Here is a 15,817-nt window from a genome sequence, read left to right as displayed (position 1 = left end):
CCGGCGCGATCGTGGTGACCGTCTTGGTCGTCGGAGTCCTGGCGGTCGTGACCGCGGGCACAGCCGCCGTGCCCGCCGCTGCCGGTGGCGGATTGATCGCCGCCGAGATTGTCACCACGACGGCCACGCTGATCCGCACCACCGTCACCGCGAGTCGTGTCCTTGCGATCTTCGGTGCTGTCGTTGTCGCCGGAAGCGCCTCCGGTGTTTTCACAGCGATCCCTGACCTCACCCAGAACGGCATCAACGCCGCACTCGCCGGTATCGCGGCCATGACGGTCAAAATCGTCGGTGACAACAGCCAGGATGGTGCGGATTCGAGTTCGAGCGGCAAAACGGTCGAGGAAATATCGGCGACGGTGAAGGACATCGTCACAGACGACTCGGGAAATCCGATCGGAGATGAAGACGCCGCTGGCGTTCAGATCGTGTCCGCGGCAGAGGTCGAGCGAGCCCATCAAGAGCTGATTGCCAGACTTGGACCACCTGACGAGGTGAAACATACCCCGAAGGGTGATATCGAGGTCTGGAATGTTTCCGACGATCCCAAGTCGACGGTAAACTATCGGCCATTCAGTCGATCGGGTGGTGCGACCATAGATTTCAACAATGTCCCAGGCGTAGATACCAAACGATGGCACATCGGCGAGTAATGTATTGTACTGAAGATTCAGACGCACTTGCCTCGGAGGTTGGATTGAAGAGTGATAACGCCCTCGAATATGCAGGGAAATCGTTCATCAACTTTCGTGACTTCGATTTCGAAGATAGAGGCAAGCATCGTTTCCGCTGGATCGATGCCAAGAAGTTCGAATTGCTGGTGCCGGAGTGGACCGACTGGTCGATCCTTGAGGCCCTGATCGCGCATGCCGAGTTCCCGGACGACTATGTCGGAGGTGGCATCGACCTCGAAGGGCTGCGGCACGGCCCGTACTGGCGAGCTAGGATCTCGCCGGAAACATATCGACAGATCGAAGTGCAATCTGCCCTGGATGTACTCGAAAGCTGGCTCGCTGGTTGCGGTGAGATTCCAGCACCACTCGAGTCGGAAATAACTCGCCAGATTCGCGATCCGATCCGAACTGTAACCAGCTGCTACCTACTCGGGCAGCTCGACAGCTCGGCATCCAATGACTATGCCGATATTCATATCGAGTTTCATGAGTTCGTCGCAATAAACAGGACCGAAAACTCGGTTCTCCTCATTGTGGCGACCGATGATTGAATCCTGTAGGAATCCATCCGAGGCCCCGGTCCCGCCGCGCCTACGGCCTGAGTTGGCCAACCTTGCTGCGGCAACCGACCAATCCGCAGTAGCAGTAAAGGTGCTCTGGCAGTGGTACCAACCACACACGGTCGTTCACTGAGCGATGTTCATCGATGGCCCGAGGATCCGTCAGCTCGCCAGGTGCTGACCGACTATCTGCGAGGGCTTTCCGCGGATCCGGACTCGGAACAGACGGCATCATCACTTCTCCATAGGATACGGGCTCGATTTCACCGGTGCGGACCTGTCCGGGCTGGACCTGCTCGGCGCGGAGTTCAGCGGGGCAATACTGACCCGCGTGCCGCTCGTGGGCGTCGATCTGTACACGGCGTGGCTCGCCGGGGCACAACTGTCGGAAGCCGACCTCGGCTGTGCCGACCTTCGTAAGGCTCAGGCCCGGGGCTGCCACGCCCGGCACGCGAAGCTGCGCGGTGCTCAACTGCAACGAGCCGATTTCAGCGAGTCGGATCTGCTCGGCGCTGACCTCAATGGCGCCCGACTGCAACGCACGTCGTTCTATGGGGCGGATCTGCGGGCAGGCCGTCCTCCGCGACTGTACCTTCGGGAGAACATGGTTCGCGGGTACACGTCTTGCGGGCTGTGATGTCAATGGTTCCACTGGCTTGGTCACGGGACCTGTTGATATCGGGGTCGATTCGCCGCGCCTGTTGGATGGACCCGAACTACTGGATTGGTTTCGCCTCGAACGGCGCAGCCGATGTCGAGGTACACCAGGCCGACACAGGTCCGTGAACCACAAGCACAGCGGAATGGCTCGTGGGTGGCCGCCCGTTGAATCGGGCACTTGGCGGGGAACCCGAGCCCCGTCGATCGTTCGACGCCTTCGGAATTGCCTCCAGCGCAACGGAGAAACGTCCGTCGCGGACTGCGACGTGTACAGCGGTGGCCCGGTCGGGTATAGATGCGGCATGAGCAGTGAGTACACGACCAAAGGCCGAGCTGGCCTGGACGAGCTCGAAGCGGTGGGACGTCGATTGATCGTCGATGGGTATTTACGAGGTGACTCGGTACTTACACCTGGCCAACCGATTTGGTCGAATGCTCACTTCGCTGAGCTGAAAACGGTCTACGTCGATCGTCCGGACCTGAGCTCGGGCAAGGGCTTCTTCGAGAAACTGACAGATCAGTTCAGCGATGCGAGCGACGGGGCTATCCAACTCTTCGCCGAACTGCTCTTGACCAACGTGCTTCCGCTGTCGAACTACCTGGGCCGAACGAAAGCATCCCATGTTCGACAGGTGCTGGGCATGATGACAGAGCTGGTCGAGGTTCCCGATGATGTCATCGACGCGGTGCAAGTCGGTGCTTTCAACGGCGGAACGGCCTTCGGTGTTCGGCGATGGTCACAACTGCAACTTCTCATCAACTTCGGGTTGCACGTGAACTCGTTCAGCGATGCCGACCGGGGTGCGCTGGCCGAGGACCCTTTGGCGTTCCGCGCGGCGTTGGCCCAGGTTCCGGACCCCAAGGAGCCCGTACAGCGTGTCGCCCTGCAGTATCTCGCTTTTCCGAAGTTCTTCCGGCCGATCGTCAACGCGACCCACCGACGGTTGATCCGAGATGCCTTCGCGTCTTATCTCTCCGGTGCCACCTCGGACGACGTCGATGTCGACCTCGATGAGATCAGTCGCGCACTCGAGGCCGAGCAGAACGGCCCGATCGACTATTACAGCGACCGGTGGAAGCCCATCTGGCGACCGGCAACGACGTCGGCCACCACGATCGATGACACGATCGCCGAGCCAGATGATGACGGTCCCATCGCGGCTGCCACGGAGTTCCAGATAGCGGATCCGGACCAGGAACTGGCGGAATCGTTGCACGTTGATCTCGACTGGCTGGTCCGGTGCGTGGACCTGCTGCGCGATCGGCCGCAGCTGATCTTCTACGGGCCGCCCGGTACCGGAAAGACCTACATCGCCAAGTCGCTGGCACGACATATCGTCGGTCCCGACAATCCGGGCAACGTCAAAATTGTGCAGTTCCACCCGGCCTACAGCTACGAAGACTTCTTCGAGGGATTCCGGCCCTCCACACAAGGCAACGGGCAGGTCGGCTTCGAGCTCAAACCCGGACCCATGCGCCAGCTCACCGCGAGCGCTCGTCAGCATCCCGAACAGCTGTTCGTGCTGATCATCGACGAGATCAACCGGGGCAACCTCGCCAAGATTTTCGGGGAGCTGTACTTCCTGCTCGAATACCGCGACGAGGCGATCGATCTCATGTACTCGTCCCACGGGGACGAACCCTTCTACCTGCCGCGCAACCTGATTGTCATCGCCACGATGAACACCGCCGACCGCTCGATCGCATTGGTGGACACAGCCATGCGCAGACGGTTCGCGTTCGTTCCACTGCACCCGCAACAGGAACCGACACGATCGATGCTGCGTCGTTGGCTCGCGGCCCGCAAATACCCGTCCAGGGTGGCGGACCTGCACGCGGCACTCAATGCCACCATCGACGACCCCGACTTCCAGATCGGACCCTCGTACTTCATGCGTCCCGCAGTCCACAACGAGGGAGGACTCGCAAGAGTATGGGACACCGCGATCGTCCCCCTCCTCGAGGAGTTCCACTTCGGCGACCACACGGTGGACATCAACGCCCGATACAGTCTCGAAGCAATCGATAAGACACTGCCTACCGATGGATGATCCGACCACCGTCGTCCTGTACGAGCGCCCACGATGCGCATACGGCTGCACAGGATGCAAAATGTGTCGACCACGGCTGCGGCTGTCGCCAGAACTCGCCGCGGCGCTCGCCGCGACATCACTCGTCGCGGTCACACCTACCGTCGAGCCCGGAGTGTTCGCGCTCTCGGTAACCAGGAAGGTCGGTGCCGTCACCGTCGGCGCGCTCACAGTCCGAGTCGAGCCGAAAACACCGATCAGCAACGTGCTGTGGATGATGGGCTACGCCAGCAACCCCTCCTGGTGGTCCCGACACACCACGATGGTCGACACAGCCACCGACTTTGTCGAAGCCCTCGCCGAAGCGTTCGCGCTCGCCACCGAACAGGCGATATCGAAGGGACTGCTATCGGGCTACCGTGAGGTCGAGGACGCCTCCGCGGTTCTGCGAGGTCGGCTCCGCGCAGGCGACCAGATGACCCGCCGATTCGGCCTTCTACTCCCAGTAGAGATCCGCTACGACGAATACGACGAAGACATCGCCGAAAACCAACTGCTACTGGCTGCCACCCTCACACTTCTCACGACCACCGGCCTGCCGAGTCGTCTACGTACACGACTCGCGCGAATCCGCCGAACACTCGCCGATGTCACCGCACCAACTCGCGGCAACGAACCCGATTGGATCCCGAACCGGCTGAACAGCAGATATCACTGGGCACTGCACCTCGCCGAGCTGATAATCCACCACGGCTCGGTCGAGCACCGGATCGGTAAGGTGATCCTCCGCGGATTCGTGGTCGATATGTGGAAGGTATTCGAGGACTTCCTGATGACCGCAGCCACCGACGCGATCGTGCGCCGCGCCGGACGAGCAGCGCGCCCGACAGCCAACCGGGGCACCTGGCACCTCGACCACGAAAATACCGTCACAATCGAACCGGACTTGACCTGGCTCGACACCACCGGAACACCCGTCACCGTGATCGACGCAAAGTATAAAGCGCTCAGAGCCGGAAAACTCGGCCCGAACGCCGACATGTACCAGCTCACCGCCTACTGCACAGCACTGAAACTCCGCACAGGCCACCTGATCTACGCGAAAGGCGAGATCCAACCCCGCACCGCCAAGATCATCGGCGCAGACATCACCATTCACAGCCACTCGCTCGATCTGACACTACCGCCGCAAGATCTGCTGAACGCAGTCGATCGGCTTATTCTCGAAGCCGGTGACCACCCCAACTACACAGTCCTCGGCAGCACCCAAGGACTCGCGCTGGCGTGAATTGACCTTGTTGATGCCGCGTCTGCGCATCGCAGGTCACGATCGTCACTAGTCGGCCGATCGGGAACTGTGGAGTCTTCCGACAGACCCGAACTCGGTATTCCTCTGCCCCCCCGCATGCTGGCGAATGCCGGTGTGTTGGTGCCGGATTCGGCGAGGGTGAAGCATGGCAAGTGACATGCTTCACACCTGCGCGATCATGGCCTTCGATCAGTGGTCAGTGGCGCGGAAAGCCAGGCCCAACACGCGGAACTCGACCGGTCACCCGCTCAAGCATCCTTCCAGGACCGTTGCCCAGGTCTGCTTCGCCGCGTTCGACGACGATTGCGAGGGAGGCGTCAACCCTGTAACGTCCGTCGTATGCAGACTGAGGGGGTTCACACTGCGCGGGGCAAGATTTGGCGCTGGAACAGGAAGCGCGCAACCGGGATTGTCGAGGCCGTGACCGGTGACCAAATCTGGTTCGGCTTGGATTCTCTGCGGGGAAGAAATTTCGACGCAATCAATATCGGGGACGTTGTCGACGTAGAATATGAGTTTGCCCAACAAGACTCGCACGATCGACGTGCGGTACTTATAACTTGGGTCGAATCTTAAACAGAAATATACATGGGGGAACAAGTGAATAAGCTTATTTTGGCGTTGGTTTCAGCTGCAACCGCCCTGTTGATTTCTGCTGGGCCAGCGGCGGCGGAACCCAATCCCGCTAACCTGGAATTCACGCAGAGCAAGCCGTACAAAGAGTATCAGAACAACGTCGCTCGATTCACTGGTCAGATGGACTACGGCACAGGCACTCTCGCCTGGTCTTTGAAACTCACAGCATCGACCCAGAATGTTGTTTATGGGTCGATGAGCTGCCGAACGACAATAAACGGCATCTCGGGGTACTCGGACAGTCATCCTGACATTCCGCGTGACTATCTGCTCCACTCAAGTGTTCGGATCGACAGAGGGCGCTGGTACGGCTTGCGGAGCAGGTGCGATTTCAAGGTATTGACCGATACCGGAATGCAGCCGGGAAATGTCGAGACTTTCGTGGACTTCATAGCGCGATAGGAATATTCGGCATCAACCGTGCCGGTTTTCCCGATCGCGGCAGCGGGGCTCTGACCGGCGATTACAAATTAAAAGATCTCCCGCTGATGTGGCGTAGAAACCACGATGCCGAAGATCTTACTCGGATTATATTGCAAGTCTGCATAATTCGTCAATTGTCGATGCTTGACTGATCCGTTCAATCGATCCATAATGCGGGTAGGTGGAAGTATCAGGCAACAAATTCGAGCTGCTCGCAAACTATCTCGATGCACACTTCGGGAATATCTACGAGTACAACATGAATGGGGGCGACGTTGGCTATGACGTCCAGGAATGGACTGATGAGCTTCGGGATGTCGTCAAGCAGTTTTTCTCGCATGAACTGCCGAGTGACGTTGCATCCTGGCTTCTCAGACCAACGAATACCCTGCGCGGCAACGACTCTGACTACCAGAAGCACGTTGATCGGCTACTAGCGACGCGGGAACCGTGGGAGGTTGCACTCGAAGTCCACAATGCTGCTGTGGCTGCGGTTCCGACGCTATACCAACTGATCGGCCACTCGGACACATGGCAGTCGGAGGACGATCGATTGGATGCCGTGACGTGGCTGGAAGCGCATGCCGACGGAACCATATCGCGGGAGCTGGCAACGCATTCGGGGCACGGGAACCTATTGCAGGTCAAAGGATCATTCGATGACATTCATGACCCTCGAATGTACGAACTTGTCGATGCGCTGACACCCGCGGAACTGCTCGACAGCTGGGCATATGTTGTCGGCCCGGCCGACTCTGATCGGACGCATAATCTTGATCGTATGCAATGCGAACTCGTATACCAGCAGTATCTTCTTTGTCTCGGTTGTTGGTGCCTTTAAACTTGGCGGTTTCCGGGCTCAGCCGCATAAACAACTCGATGATTATCTCTGGAAGATCCGCAGCTACGCCACTGTTTACTTTGTCCGTATACTCGGCTGCGGCGGTCTGATTGAATATGTGAGGAGCTAGTTCGGAATGTAGCTGCCGACCCTGTATCCGGCCAGTTAGTGCGATGCCGATCGCTTCGAGGATGGTCGACTTACCAGCCTCATTGTCGCCCACTATGATATTCAATTCAGGGTTGAACTCTAATGAGAACTCCCTGAAAATTTTAAAGTTGTGGATTGTGACTTTTTCCAGCATATTTCCGGATCTATCCTCACATTATATACGAAGGTGAAGCTATTCACAGAAAAGTGCGTGGTCGTGCAGTGTCTACCCTTGGGTGCTTGTCGGTCCAACTTGCCCGGCACGATAGTGACCCGTTCCCAATGGATGAGACCGGTCGGTATTAGAGTCCTTGTTGGCCCTGGTAGAGAGCTGAAAGGGACTGTGAGGGACATGGCTGGACCCTAAGTTGCGTTCAGCACGTCGGCCCGCTCGAGGCAGAATCGTGGGGTGGTCGACCTCGCGAACACTGTCCTGCCGTTGATCCGGACGCGCACCGAGTTGTATCGCCGCAGCGCGGCGAGCACACACGGCAAACAGATGCACCAGGCGGTGGACATCCTTGAGGACGCTGTGGCCACTGAGCATCCCGCGGTGGTGTTCTCGGCGACGCAGAGGGCGCTATCCAGCGCGTTGACCGTCATCGCCCGCGCCGACGTTCCAGCGGCATCATCGGTGACGCGATTCGCCGATTGCTGCACCTGCACGCCACGACGGCGGCCACCGCCGAGCCATCGGCGGCGAAGCTGGTGGCGTGGATGATGAAATTCCAGTTCGACAGCGAGATCGACTATTTCGAACTCGACCCCGTCGCCTACGCTTCCGCCCTCTCACCGCCGCCGGGCGCCGGTCGGCCCTCGGTGTCCGCCTGGAGGGACTTCGCGGCGTGGCGGATGATGGCCAACTGGGTCTCGAGTTCATGGATCCGCCGCGTGGCCGCACGCAGCTCGGCCGTCTCCGATGACGGTGTCCCCAGGCGGCGTCCGTGGTCGATGTCGTCCTGACACAACCACTTCGACAACGTGACCGAGTGGATGAGGTCGACCGCGGTCGGTTTCGCCGGTCGTCCCGCACGGACCAAGGCACTGCTCTGCTGCGGAACTCGGGATGATTGGCACGTTGCATGACTGTCAGCCTTTCGGACAGGTCATCAGTTAGCCACCTGAACTGGAACCCGACCAGCAGGGCAGGGCACACTGTCACCTCATCGTGCAGCAGCCCCTCTCGAACGTCGCTGCTGGCCGGTGAACAAGTCGACACCGCCGTCACCCGCACCCTGCCGTTTGTTCTCCGCGCACTCGGTGCATCCGACTATCAGGTTGGTGCCAGGGGTGTGGATGTGCCGCGGCGGCATACGCCGAACAGCCCGCTTTCGACCGGGCCCGACGCGGGGTTCACTGGGGCATCTGCATGGGAATATTCTCTCGCATCCAAGCCAAGCGACCCTCGATGCTCATGATTGCTTCGTCAGGGTTGGGCAGGATGTAGAAACGGCTCTCGAGGACCGCGTCGAGTGCCTGCCGAGCTACCTCAGCGGCTTCGAGTCCGGACTCGGCTACGGTCGTTCGGACCTGCTCCATCACCATCGCCCGGAATGGGTTGTCTTCCGACCGCGGAATCCCCTGCGGTGCGTTCCGCTCGGCGTTGGGCATCTCCGTCTTGACGAAGGCCGGCGCGAGGAGAGAAACACCGATCGGGGTGCCACTCGTCCGAAGCTCGATATCAAGCGCCTCGCTGAAGGCGAGAATCGCAAATTTGGAGACCGCGTAGGGGGCGAAGGTCGGCACCCCGGCGTGGAACGCCATGACAGAGGCTGTGTTGACGATGTGTCCCTCTTCCTGCTGCCGGAGGAGGGGTAGAAACGTGCGGCAGCCGTTCAGTACGCCATAGAAATTCACGTCGAGCACCCATCGCCAGGCTTCCAAGGGGATCGTCTCGATGGGTCCGCCCGTTTCGACACCAGCGTTGTTGAAGAGCAGATGCACGGCACCGAACGCTGCAACGGTGTCGTCGGCGAGCCGCTGCATTGCCGCCGGATCGGTGACGTCGGTCCGTGACACTTCCGCGTTCCCGCCGGCTGCCGCGACGAGTTCCCGTGACTCTGCTAGTCCCGGCTCGTCGATGTCGACCAGCATGATGCGTGCGCCCCGGCGGGCCAGCTCCAGCGCTAGCGCTCGTCCGATGCCGCTGCCTGCACCGGTCACGACGGCGGTGCGTCCTTCAATGGTTTTCATGGTTTCTTCCTGTTCTGCGATCAGGACCGCGCGATGCCGGTCTCGCGGAGGTGAGACGGCCAGATGCCTGCTCGGCCCGGTGCCAGAATTCCTCGGGGATCCAGGGCATCCTTGATCGATTCGAGCGTGCGCATCAGCACGTGGTTATTGAAATCGAGCTGATCGGCCACCACGTCGGAGAGCAGCACGTGGGTGCGGTACTCGGCGTAGCCCTGCTCGGCTGCGGTGACGATCAGGGCTTGGAGTGCTTTGAGCAGCCGTTCGGCAACCGCTACGTCGCCCTTGGGCAAGTACGGCAGGCAGAGCCCGGTCAGGTAACGACCGTGCATGACGAAGTTTGTCCCGTACTCGATCCCGAGTTTGCTGAGTGCCTTGTCGACAAGGTCCAGTACCTCGCGTGCATGCCGGCCGGTGAAGGGCAGGATCGGCGAGAACATCATGTGCCCGTCAGGCTGGTCCCCACCGAGGAAGTTCAGCATTTCGAGCATGTCGAGGCTCGGCACCCCCGCGTGCACCTTTTCGGACTGGCTGCTATTCAGCGGAGGCAAGCCGCGATACTTTTGCACCACGACGGCACCGCCGGGAATCGTCTCCTCGACGGCACGCCGAAGCGTTTCGAGCCGGAGATCGACCTCGGCTTCCCTGCCGTACATGGGGAACTTCACGTTCCAGGTGCCGAGTCCGAACGCTTTCGCCATAGCAGCGATGACCTCGGCCGGAATGGGCCCATCCTCGGGATGAATGTCTTTCTTCTTCATCATCATGGTCATCGCAGCCATGGGCGGGAACAGCACGGGCTGGCCCTCGAGCGTTCCATCGAGGACGAATTTTCGGCAGAGGTCGACCAGCGGCTCGAGATGCGCGTCCTCCGGCACCGTGATGATCCCGTGCGCATAGCACTCGGGTGCTGGCATCAGCCACACGCCCACCCTGGTGACGATGCCCAGATTCGACTGCATGAACAGCTCATCGACCGAGGGCCCGTATGTGCGTTTGGCCGCGTGCCATGTGGGGCTGTCGGGGAGCGCACCCATTCCTGTGCGCAGGATTTCGCCAGTGGGCAGCACGACCTCCATGCCACATATGCTGGAGGCCCGGTCGCCGTAGTTCGTGTAGCCGATCCCGTGCTCGAGTGCGTTGCCGAGCACGCTTCCCCACCCGAGGTCGGGGCAGTCCATCCATAGGCGGTGATCGATTTCTCCGAGCGCCTCGTAGAGGTCGAAGAACGAGACTCCGGGTTCGACCACGGCATAAGCGAGTTCTTCGTTGATCTCGAGGATCTGGTTCATCCGGCCGAGGTGCACTACGACGCTGGTACTCGAGCGCGGCGACTGCCCGCCGTACCCGTTGTTCTTCCCGCGAGAGACCGGCCATAGGTTCAGCCCGTGCTCGTTGGCTGCGCGAACGAGCGCCTGGACTTCCTCGGTGCTACCCGGGTGCACGACGGCCAGGGGGAGCATCTGCTCCTCCCATTCGGCAGGAGCGTAGGGGTCGCTCGCGGCAAGGCGGTCTTCATAGGAAGTCGAGACGTGCTGGGCGCCGACGATGGCCCGCAAGGCGGCCAGCCCGGAGGATGTCTCTGCGGCTGAATCTTGTTGGGAAAAGGCAACTTTCGTGGGTTTCACGCTACTCCTGTAAGGCGTCGTCGGGGCGTGGTGATGAGTAGATCACAGGGCTTTTGTCCGTCGCACTGTCGTTATCCGACAAGAAACCTGTCTGAGTTGTCGGGATGCGACAAGGGGTGCGTCAAGGGGGTGCGGTCGGGGAGTGGGGGGTGATATACCTCTCACCAATCGACAGGAAACCTGAGAAGGAGACGACCTGTGCAATGGTCTCTGACGCCCCCCGACGCGGGGGGACTCGGTAGTTGGCCGGCTCGCCGGGCGCGGATCACTCCGCACAACATCGCTGTGATCGGTAATGCGTCGCAGCACACGTACGCGGAGTGGGCGGAACGCATTGCGCGGCTCGCGTCATTCCTGCGAGCCCAGGGCGTCCGACCCGGTGACCGTGTCGCTCAGATCGGTCCCAACCAGGTCGAGGTGCTCGAGACTTTCTTCGCATCGTGGCTGCTGGGCGCAATCTGTGTGCCTCTCAACTTCAGGCTCGCAGCCGCGGAGATCGCCTACATGATCGAGGACTGCGGCGCCGGCTTCCTCGTGGAGTCGCCGAGCGCCGCCGACCTCGTCGCCGGACACCGGAACCGCCTTCCGAGCCTCGTGATCGGTCCGGATTTCGAGAACGCGATCGCCGGCTCGACCCCACTCGAGCACCAGCCCGAGGTGAAACTCGCGGATCCGGCTCTGATTCTCTATACCTCCGGCACGACGGGGAAGCCCAAGGGTGCGGTGCTGACTCACGGCTCGCTCACCTGGAACACGATCAACCAGCTGGCGCATAACGACTACTTGAGTAGCGACAGGGCTTTGTGCATCGCGCCGTTGTTCCACTGCGTGGGACTGTGCCAGGTCACGCTTCCCGTCCTGTTCAAGGGAGGTAGCGTGGAACCGGTCGCGGCGTTCGATCCCGCCCGTGTGCTGCAACGCATCGGGGATGCGCGAATCACGGGATTCTCCGCCGTGCCGACGATGTTGCAGATGCTCGTCGACCACCCGGCGTGGCAGGCCGCCGACCTTTCGTCGCTGAGAGTGGTTCTCTACGGCGGTTCACCGGTGAACGAGCGCATCGCGCGTGCGTGGCTCGATCGCGGCATCACGGTGCAGCAGGGATACGGAATGACCGAGGCCACGGCAGGCGTCTGCGGCGTCCGGAGTGAGGGAGTAAAGGCCAAGCCTCTCTCGGTGGGGGTCCCGCAGTTCTTCACCGACGTCGCCGTCCTGCGCGATGGCACGGTGAGTCCCATCTGTGACGAACCTTCCGAACTGCTGGTCCGGGGGCCGAATCTGTTTGCCGGCTACTGGAATCGGGCTGAAGCGACCGTTGCGGCGACCCACGAAGGCTGGTTCCGTTCAGGTGATCTCGTGCGCTTCGACGACGACGGCTGGGGATACGTGGTGGACCGCGTGAAGGACATGATCATCTCCGGTGGCGAGAACGTGTATCCCGCCGAAGTCGAGGCTGTCATCCTCTCCGACCCGAACGTCGCCGAAGCTGCTGTCGTGGGTGAACCCGACGAGCGCTGGGGCGAAGTCGGCGTGGCATTCGTGACTCCGCGTCCGGGGTGCTCCGTCGATGAGGACTCGATACGGCGGCATCTGGAGTCTCTGGGCCGGTTCAAGAGGCCGAAACGCATCGTTATCGTTGACCGCCTTCCCCGAAACGCCACAGGGAAGATCCTCAAACACGAGCTGCGCCTGCAGTTGGCCACAACCCCTCATGACTCCGAACAAGTCGAATGCAAGCAGGTGAATTGACATGTCAGGCACTCAGGTTCTCGTCGTCGGAGGCGGTCCGGTCGGCCTCGCTATTGCTCTGGGGCTGGCCCGCCAGGGCGTCGAGGTCACGGTCCTCGACGCCGACACCGAGATCGGTCGAGCCCCGCGAGCCATGGTTCATCACCCACCTGTCGTGGTCAGCCTCGGCCAACTCGGTGTCCTTGACGACGCCCTCTCCGCAGGCAGGACGTTGAGCGGCCTGGGGCACTACATATGGGAGACCGAGGAGACCATCAGCAACAGGTTCGACCACCTGCCTCCTGACTTCGGCCTCCCTCAAGGTCTCAGCCTCGGACAGGATGCACTCACCGAGATCCTGCTGCGCCACCTCATGGCCGAGCCCACAGCGAACGTGCTGCTGGGGCACCGGATCGTCGGCCTCGGCCAGGACGGTAGCGGTGTCACCGCGACGGTCCGGACCGACTCGGGAGAGAAACGGTTCACGGCCACCTGGTTGGTCGGTGCCGACGGTGCTCATTCGGGCGTGCGGGACATGCTGGGCCTGTCCTTCGATGGCATGACGTGGCCTGATCACTTCGTCGCCACCAACGTTCGAGCCGACTTCGACGCTCTCGGGCTCGAGGACGCCAACTTCTCGATCCACCCTGAGTACGGAGGCGTGATCGCAAGGATCGGAAGCACCGGACTCTGGCGCTTCACATATCGGGAATCCCCCGAGCTGCCGATCCAGAGCTACGAGGACCGCATCGACACGTTCTATCGCGCGTTCTTCCGCGACAACGACGTCCGGTACGAAGTCGTCGCGCACTCTCCCTATCGTATCCATCAGCGCAGCGCTCCGACCTATCGGGTCGACCGTGTGCTGCTGGCCGGAGACGCGGCGCACATCACCAACCCGATGGGTGGGTTCGGACTCATGGCCGGACTCCTCGACGCCGCATGTCTCAGTGAGGCACTGGGTCATGTCGTGCGAGGCCTAGCCGAGGAGCGGGTGCTGACCAGGTACGCCGATGAGCGCCGCAGGGCGTTCTTCGAGGTGACCTCACCGGCGTCGACCGCACAGAAGCAGTTCATCTTCGATGAGCGGCCGCTGTCCATGCGGAAACGAGAACTCGATGCCCTGCGAAGGGCAGCGGTGACGGGTAGCGCACAAGCGCGCTTCCTGCTCACCACCTTTGCTTTCGTCACGCCCTCTGTCTTGGTCAACGGTCAGGAGCAATACACATGAGCACATCCAGCTTCTTCATTCCCGGGAGCGAGTCCGGGGGCATCGGGTCGATGTTCGTCCGGAAGTACTCGCCCGAGCGCTCCACTGGCGCTGCACCCGTCGTGCTCGTACACGGCGGCGGGGGCGAGGGAACCGACTGGACGACCACGCTGGACGGACGGCCGGGTTGGGCGCCACGACTGGCCGATGCCGGCCATCCCGTCTATGTCGTTGATCGACCTGCCCACGGCCGGTCGCCGTACGACGCGTCGATGGGTCCCCTCGCTCCGATGGCGCCGTCGGAATTTCTGGCACCGATGTTCTTTCCTCCGCCGCTCGGTCCGGGGGCGCACCCGACCGCCCACCGGCATACTCAATGGCCCTGGGGACGTGAGCCAGGCGATCCCGCGTTCGATCGCTTCATCTCGACCAAGCACCCTATGCCTGCAGACAGTGTGGGACAGCAGTTGCGGGAGAAGGCCGCACTGGCTGAGTTGTTGCGCCAGGTCGGTCCTGCCGTCCTGATCGCGCACTCCAATGGTGGCCCTGGCGCCTGGCTCGCGGCCGACGCCACTCCTGAGAACGTGCTGGCATTTGTGGCAGCCGAGACGCTCGGGCCGCCATTCCTCCACGCACCTGAACTCGGCATCAGCCTCGAGTACGGGCTTACCTCGGCTCCGCTCACTTTCGATCCACCGGTCGAGAACCCCGACGAGCTGAACCCCGTAATCGTCGACGAAGGTCCACCCGGACCGCTCGACTTGCTGTTGCCCGAGCCGAGGCGGGCTCTTCCGAACCTGGCGAGGTTCCCGATCGCCGTCCTGACCGCCGAGGCGTCTGTGTTCCGGCTCTGGGACCAGCTCCTGGTGGCGTTTCTCGCCGCGGCCGGTTGTCAGCCCGAACTGGTCCGTCTCGAGGACCACGGGGTCCACGGAAACGCTCACGGCTTCATGCAGGAAGCAAACAGTGACGAGGGGGCCCTAGCCAGTCGCTGGGACGCGCATACCGCGGGTTGTCGACCATGTCGGGGCCAATCGATCAGGAAACTTTATGGAATGAAGGCCGATAGGGTGGCATCGGTGAGCCGCTTTGTAGAGCCGCGCGTGTCCCGGACTGCCCGAGTAGAGTTCGGGAAGGTCATGGCCGCTCGTCCGTCGACAAGTGTGGGCTGACCTTCCCGGCGAGACGACCTCCCGCACGGTTTCGCAGTCCGAGCAGCTTGCTGGGGCCGACCGGCTTACGCGTCATGGTATCGACCGGGACGCCCCCGGGAGCAAGGCACTCCATCCGGCGAGCAGCATGCCGCGGAGATGTGACACCTCGGTCGGCGAAAGATTCGCGATCATGAGCCGCTCGACTTCTGCGATTGGCGCGGCGTACTCGTCGAGGAAGTCTTTTCCGGCGTCGGAGATACGGATCAGCAGTTCGCGCTTGCTGTGCGGGTTGGGTTCACGCGAAATGAGGCCGCGTCGCTCGAGTTGGCGCAGAAGGTCGGCGATCGATTGAGGGCTGACGAAGGAGTCGCGCGCCAGTTGCGCGGCTGAGGCAGCGCCACGATGCGCCAGCACTGTCAGGGCCGTGTACTGCGGTGTCGTCACCCCGGAGTCGCGCAGGATCTCGTCCAGGTGCGAACGGATGACCAACTCCAAGCGCTTGACGAGATAGAGCAGTGAAGGGACCGCCGCGACCTTCTCAGGCATGTCATCTACTCCCGTACCCCTTGACAGAGAACCTGATGATATACCAGAGTCTAAATCGTAAGGTTACCTGTCGATTAG

The 15,817-nt window shown here is 61.5% G+C and carries 13 protein-coding genes and 2 pseudogenes; 10 read left to right on the top strand and 5 right to left on the bottom strand.

Going from position 1 to position 15,817, the window contains the following annotated elements; all coding sequences use genetic code 11:
- Positions 1-68 precede the first annotated feature (68 nt).
- From ABZS43_RS34080 to ABZS43_RS34050, 7 genes are all read left to right on the top strand, one after another.
- Positions 69-653 (top strand): hypothetical protein, encoded by a 585-nt coding sequence (locus ABZS43_RS34080; protein ID WP_355040119.1) that lies wholly within the window; start codon positions 69-71, stop codon positions 651-653.
- Between the two features lie 44 nt (positions 654-697).
- Positions 698-1,225, top strand: coding sequence for a hypothetical protein (locus ABZS43_RS34075; protein ID WP_355040118.1), 528 nt, complete (start codon positions 698-700; stop codon positions 1,223-1,225).
- Between the two features lie 196 nt (positions 1,226-1,421).
- Positions 1,422-1,871: a pentapeptide repeat-containing protein gene (locus ABZS43_RS34070; RefSeq protein WP_355040123.1), complete on the top strand. Its 450-nt coding sequence runs from the start codon at positions 1,422-1,424 to the stop codon at positions 1,869-1,871.
- Positions 1,756-3,945, top strand: a complete 2,190-nt coding sequence (locus ABZS43_RS34065) for an AAA family ATPase (protein ID WP_355040122.1) — start codon at positions 1,756-1,758, stop codon at positions 3,943-3,945. The genes ABZS43_RS34070 and ABZS43_RS34065 overlap by 116 nt, the downstream gene beginning before the upstream one ends.
- A 61-nt stretch (positions 3,946-4,006) precedes the next feature.
- On the top strand, positions 4,007-5,212 hold the full coding sequence (locus ABZS43_RS34060; RefSeq protein WP_355040117.1) for a restriction endonuclease: 1,206 nt from the start codon (positions 4,007-4,009) through the stop codon (positions 5,210-5,212).
- Between the two features lie 609 nt (positions 5,213-5,821).
- The gene (locus ABZS43_RS34055) at positions 5,822-6,271 is read left to right on the top strand and encodes a hypothetical protein (RefSeq protein ID WP_355040116.1); all 450 of its coding nucleotides are present in this window, start codon (positions 5,822-5,824) and stop codon (positions 6,269-6,271) included.
- Between the two features lie 202 nt (positions 6,272-6,473).
- On the top strand, positions 6,474-7,133 hold the full coding sequence (locus ABZS43_RS34050; protein WP_355040124.1) for a hypothetical protein: 660 nt from the start codon (positions 6,474-6,476) through the stop codon (positions 7,131-7,133).
- 142 nt (positions 7,134-7,275) lie between these two features.
- Here ABZS43_RS34050 and ABZS43_RS34045 read toward each other — a convergent pair.
- From ABZS43_RS34045 to ABZS43_RS34030, 4 genes and pseudogenes are all read right to left on the bottom strand, one after another.
- Positions 7,276-7,437 (bottom strand): annotated as a pseudogene (locus tag ABZS43_RS34045) (ATP-binding protein); the annotation flags it as partial.
- Positions 7,438-8,122: 685 nt separating this feature from the next.
- A pseudogene (locus ABZS43_RS34040) lies at positions 8,123-8,367 on the bottom strand (IS3 family transposase); the annotation flags it as partial.
- Positions 8,368-8,636: 269 nt separating this feature from the next.
- Positions 8,637-9,476 carry an SDR family NAD(P)-dependent oxidoreductase gene (locus ABZS43_RS34035; protein WP_355040115.1) on the bottom strand — a complete coding sequence of 280 codons (840 nt, stop codon included), beginning with the start codon at positions 9,474-9,476 and terminating at the stop codon, positions 8,637-8,639.
- A gap of 20 nt (positions 9,477-9,496) precedes the next feature.
- The gene (locus ABZS43_RS34030; protein WP_355040114.1) at positions 9,497-11,101 is read right to left on the bottom strand and encodes an FAD-binding oxidoreductase; all 1,605 of its coding nucleotides are present in this window, start codon (positions 11,099-11,101) and stop codon (positions 9,497-9,499) included.
- A 198-nt stretch (positions 11,102-11,299) separates the two neighbouring features.
- Here ABZS43_RS34030 and ABZS43_RS34025 point away from each other — a divergent pair, with 198 nt between their 5' ends.
- Genes ABZS43_RS34025 through ABZS43_RS34015 form a run of 3 tightly spaced genes read left to right on the top strand, consistent with a single transcriptional unit; the run spans position 11,300 to position 15,211 of the window.
- Positions 11,300-12,850 (top strand): long-chain fatty acid--CoA ligase, encoded by a 1,551-nt coding sequence (locus ABZS43_RS34025; RefSeq protein WP_355040113.1) that lies wholly within the window; start codon positions 11,300-11,302, stop codon positions 12,848-12,850.
- Between the two features lies 1 nt (position 12,851).
- Positions 12,852-14,060, top strand: a complete 1,209-nt coding sequence (locus ABZS43_RS34020) for an FAD-dependent oxidoreductase (protein ID WP_355040112.1) — start codon at positions 12,852-12,854, stop codon at positions 14,058-14,060.
- Entirely contained in the window at positions 14,057-15,211 is a 1,155-nt protein-coding gene (locus ABZS43_RS34015) for an alpha/beta fold hydrolase (protein ID WP_355040111.1), read from the top strand. The genes ABZS43_RS34020 and ABZS43_RS34015 overlap by 4 nt, the downstream gene beginning before the upstream one ends.
- A 72-nt stretch (positions 15,212-15,283) precedes the next feature.
- Here the strand turns inward: ABZS43_RS34015 and ABZS43_RS34010 are convergent, their stop codons facing one another.
- Entirely contained in the window at positions 15,284-15,739 is a 456-nt protein-coding gene (locus ABZS43_RS34010; RefSeq protein ID WP_355040110.1) for a MarR family transcriptional regulator, read from the bottom strand.
- Between the last annotated feature and the right edge of the window lie 78 nt (positions 15,740-15,817).

The sequence above is a fragment of the Nocardia sp. NPDC005366 genome (genome assembly GCF_040606855.1).
Lineage (GTDB): Bacteria > Actinomycetota > Actinomycetes > Mycobacteriales > Mycobacteriaceae > Nocardia.
Note: the sequence above shows the minus strand (reverse complement) of the source record. Positions and strands in the feature narration are given on the sequence as shown.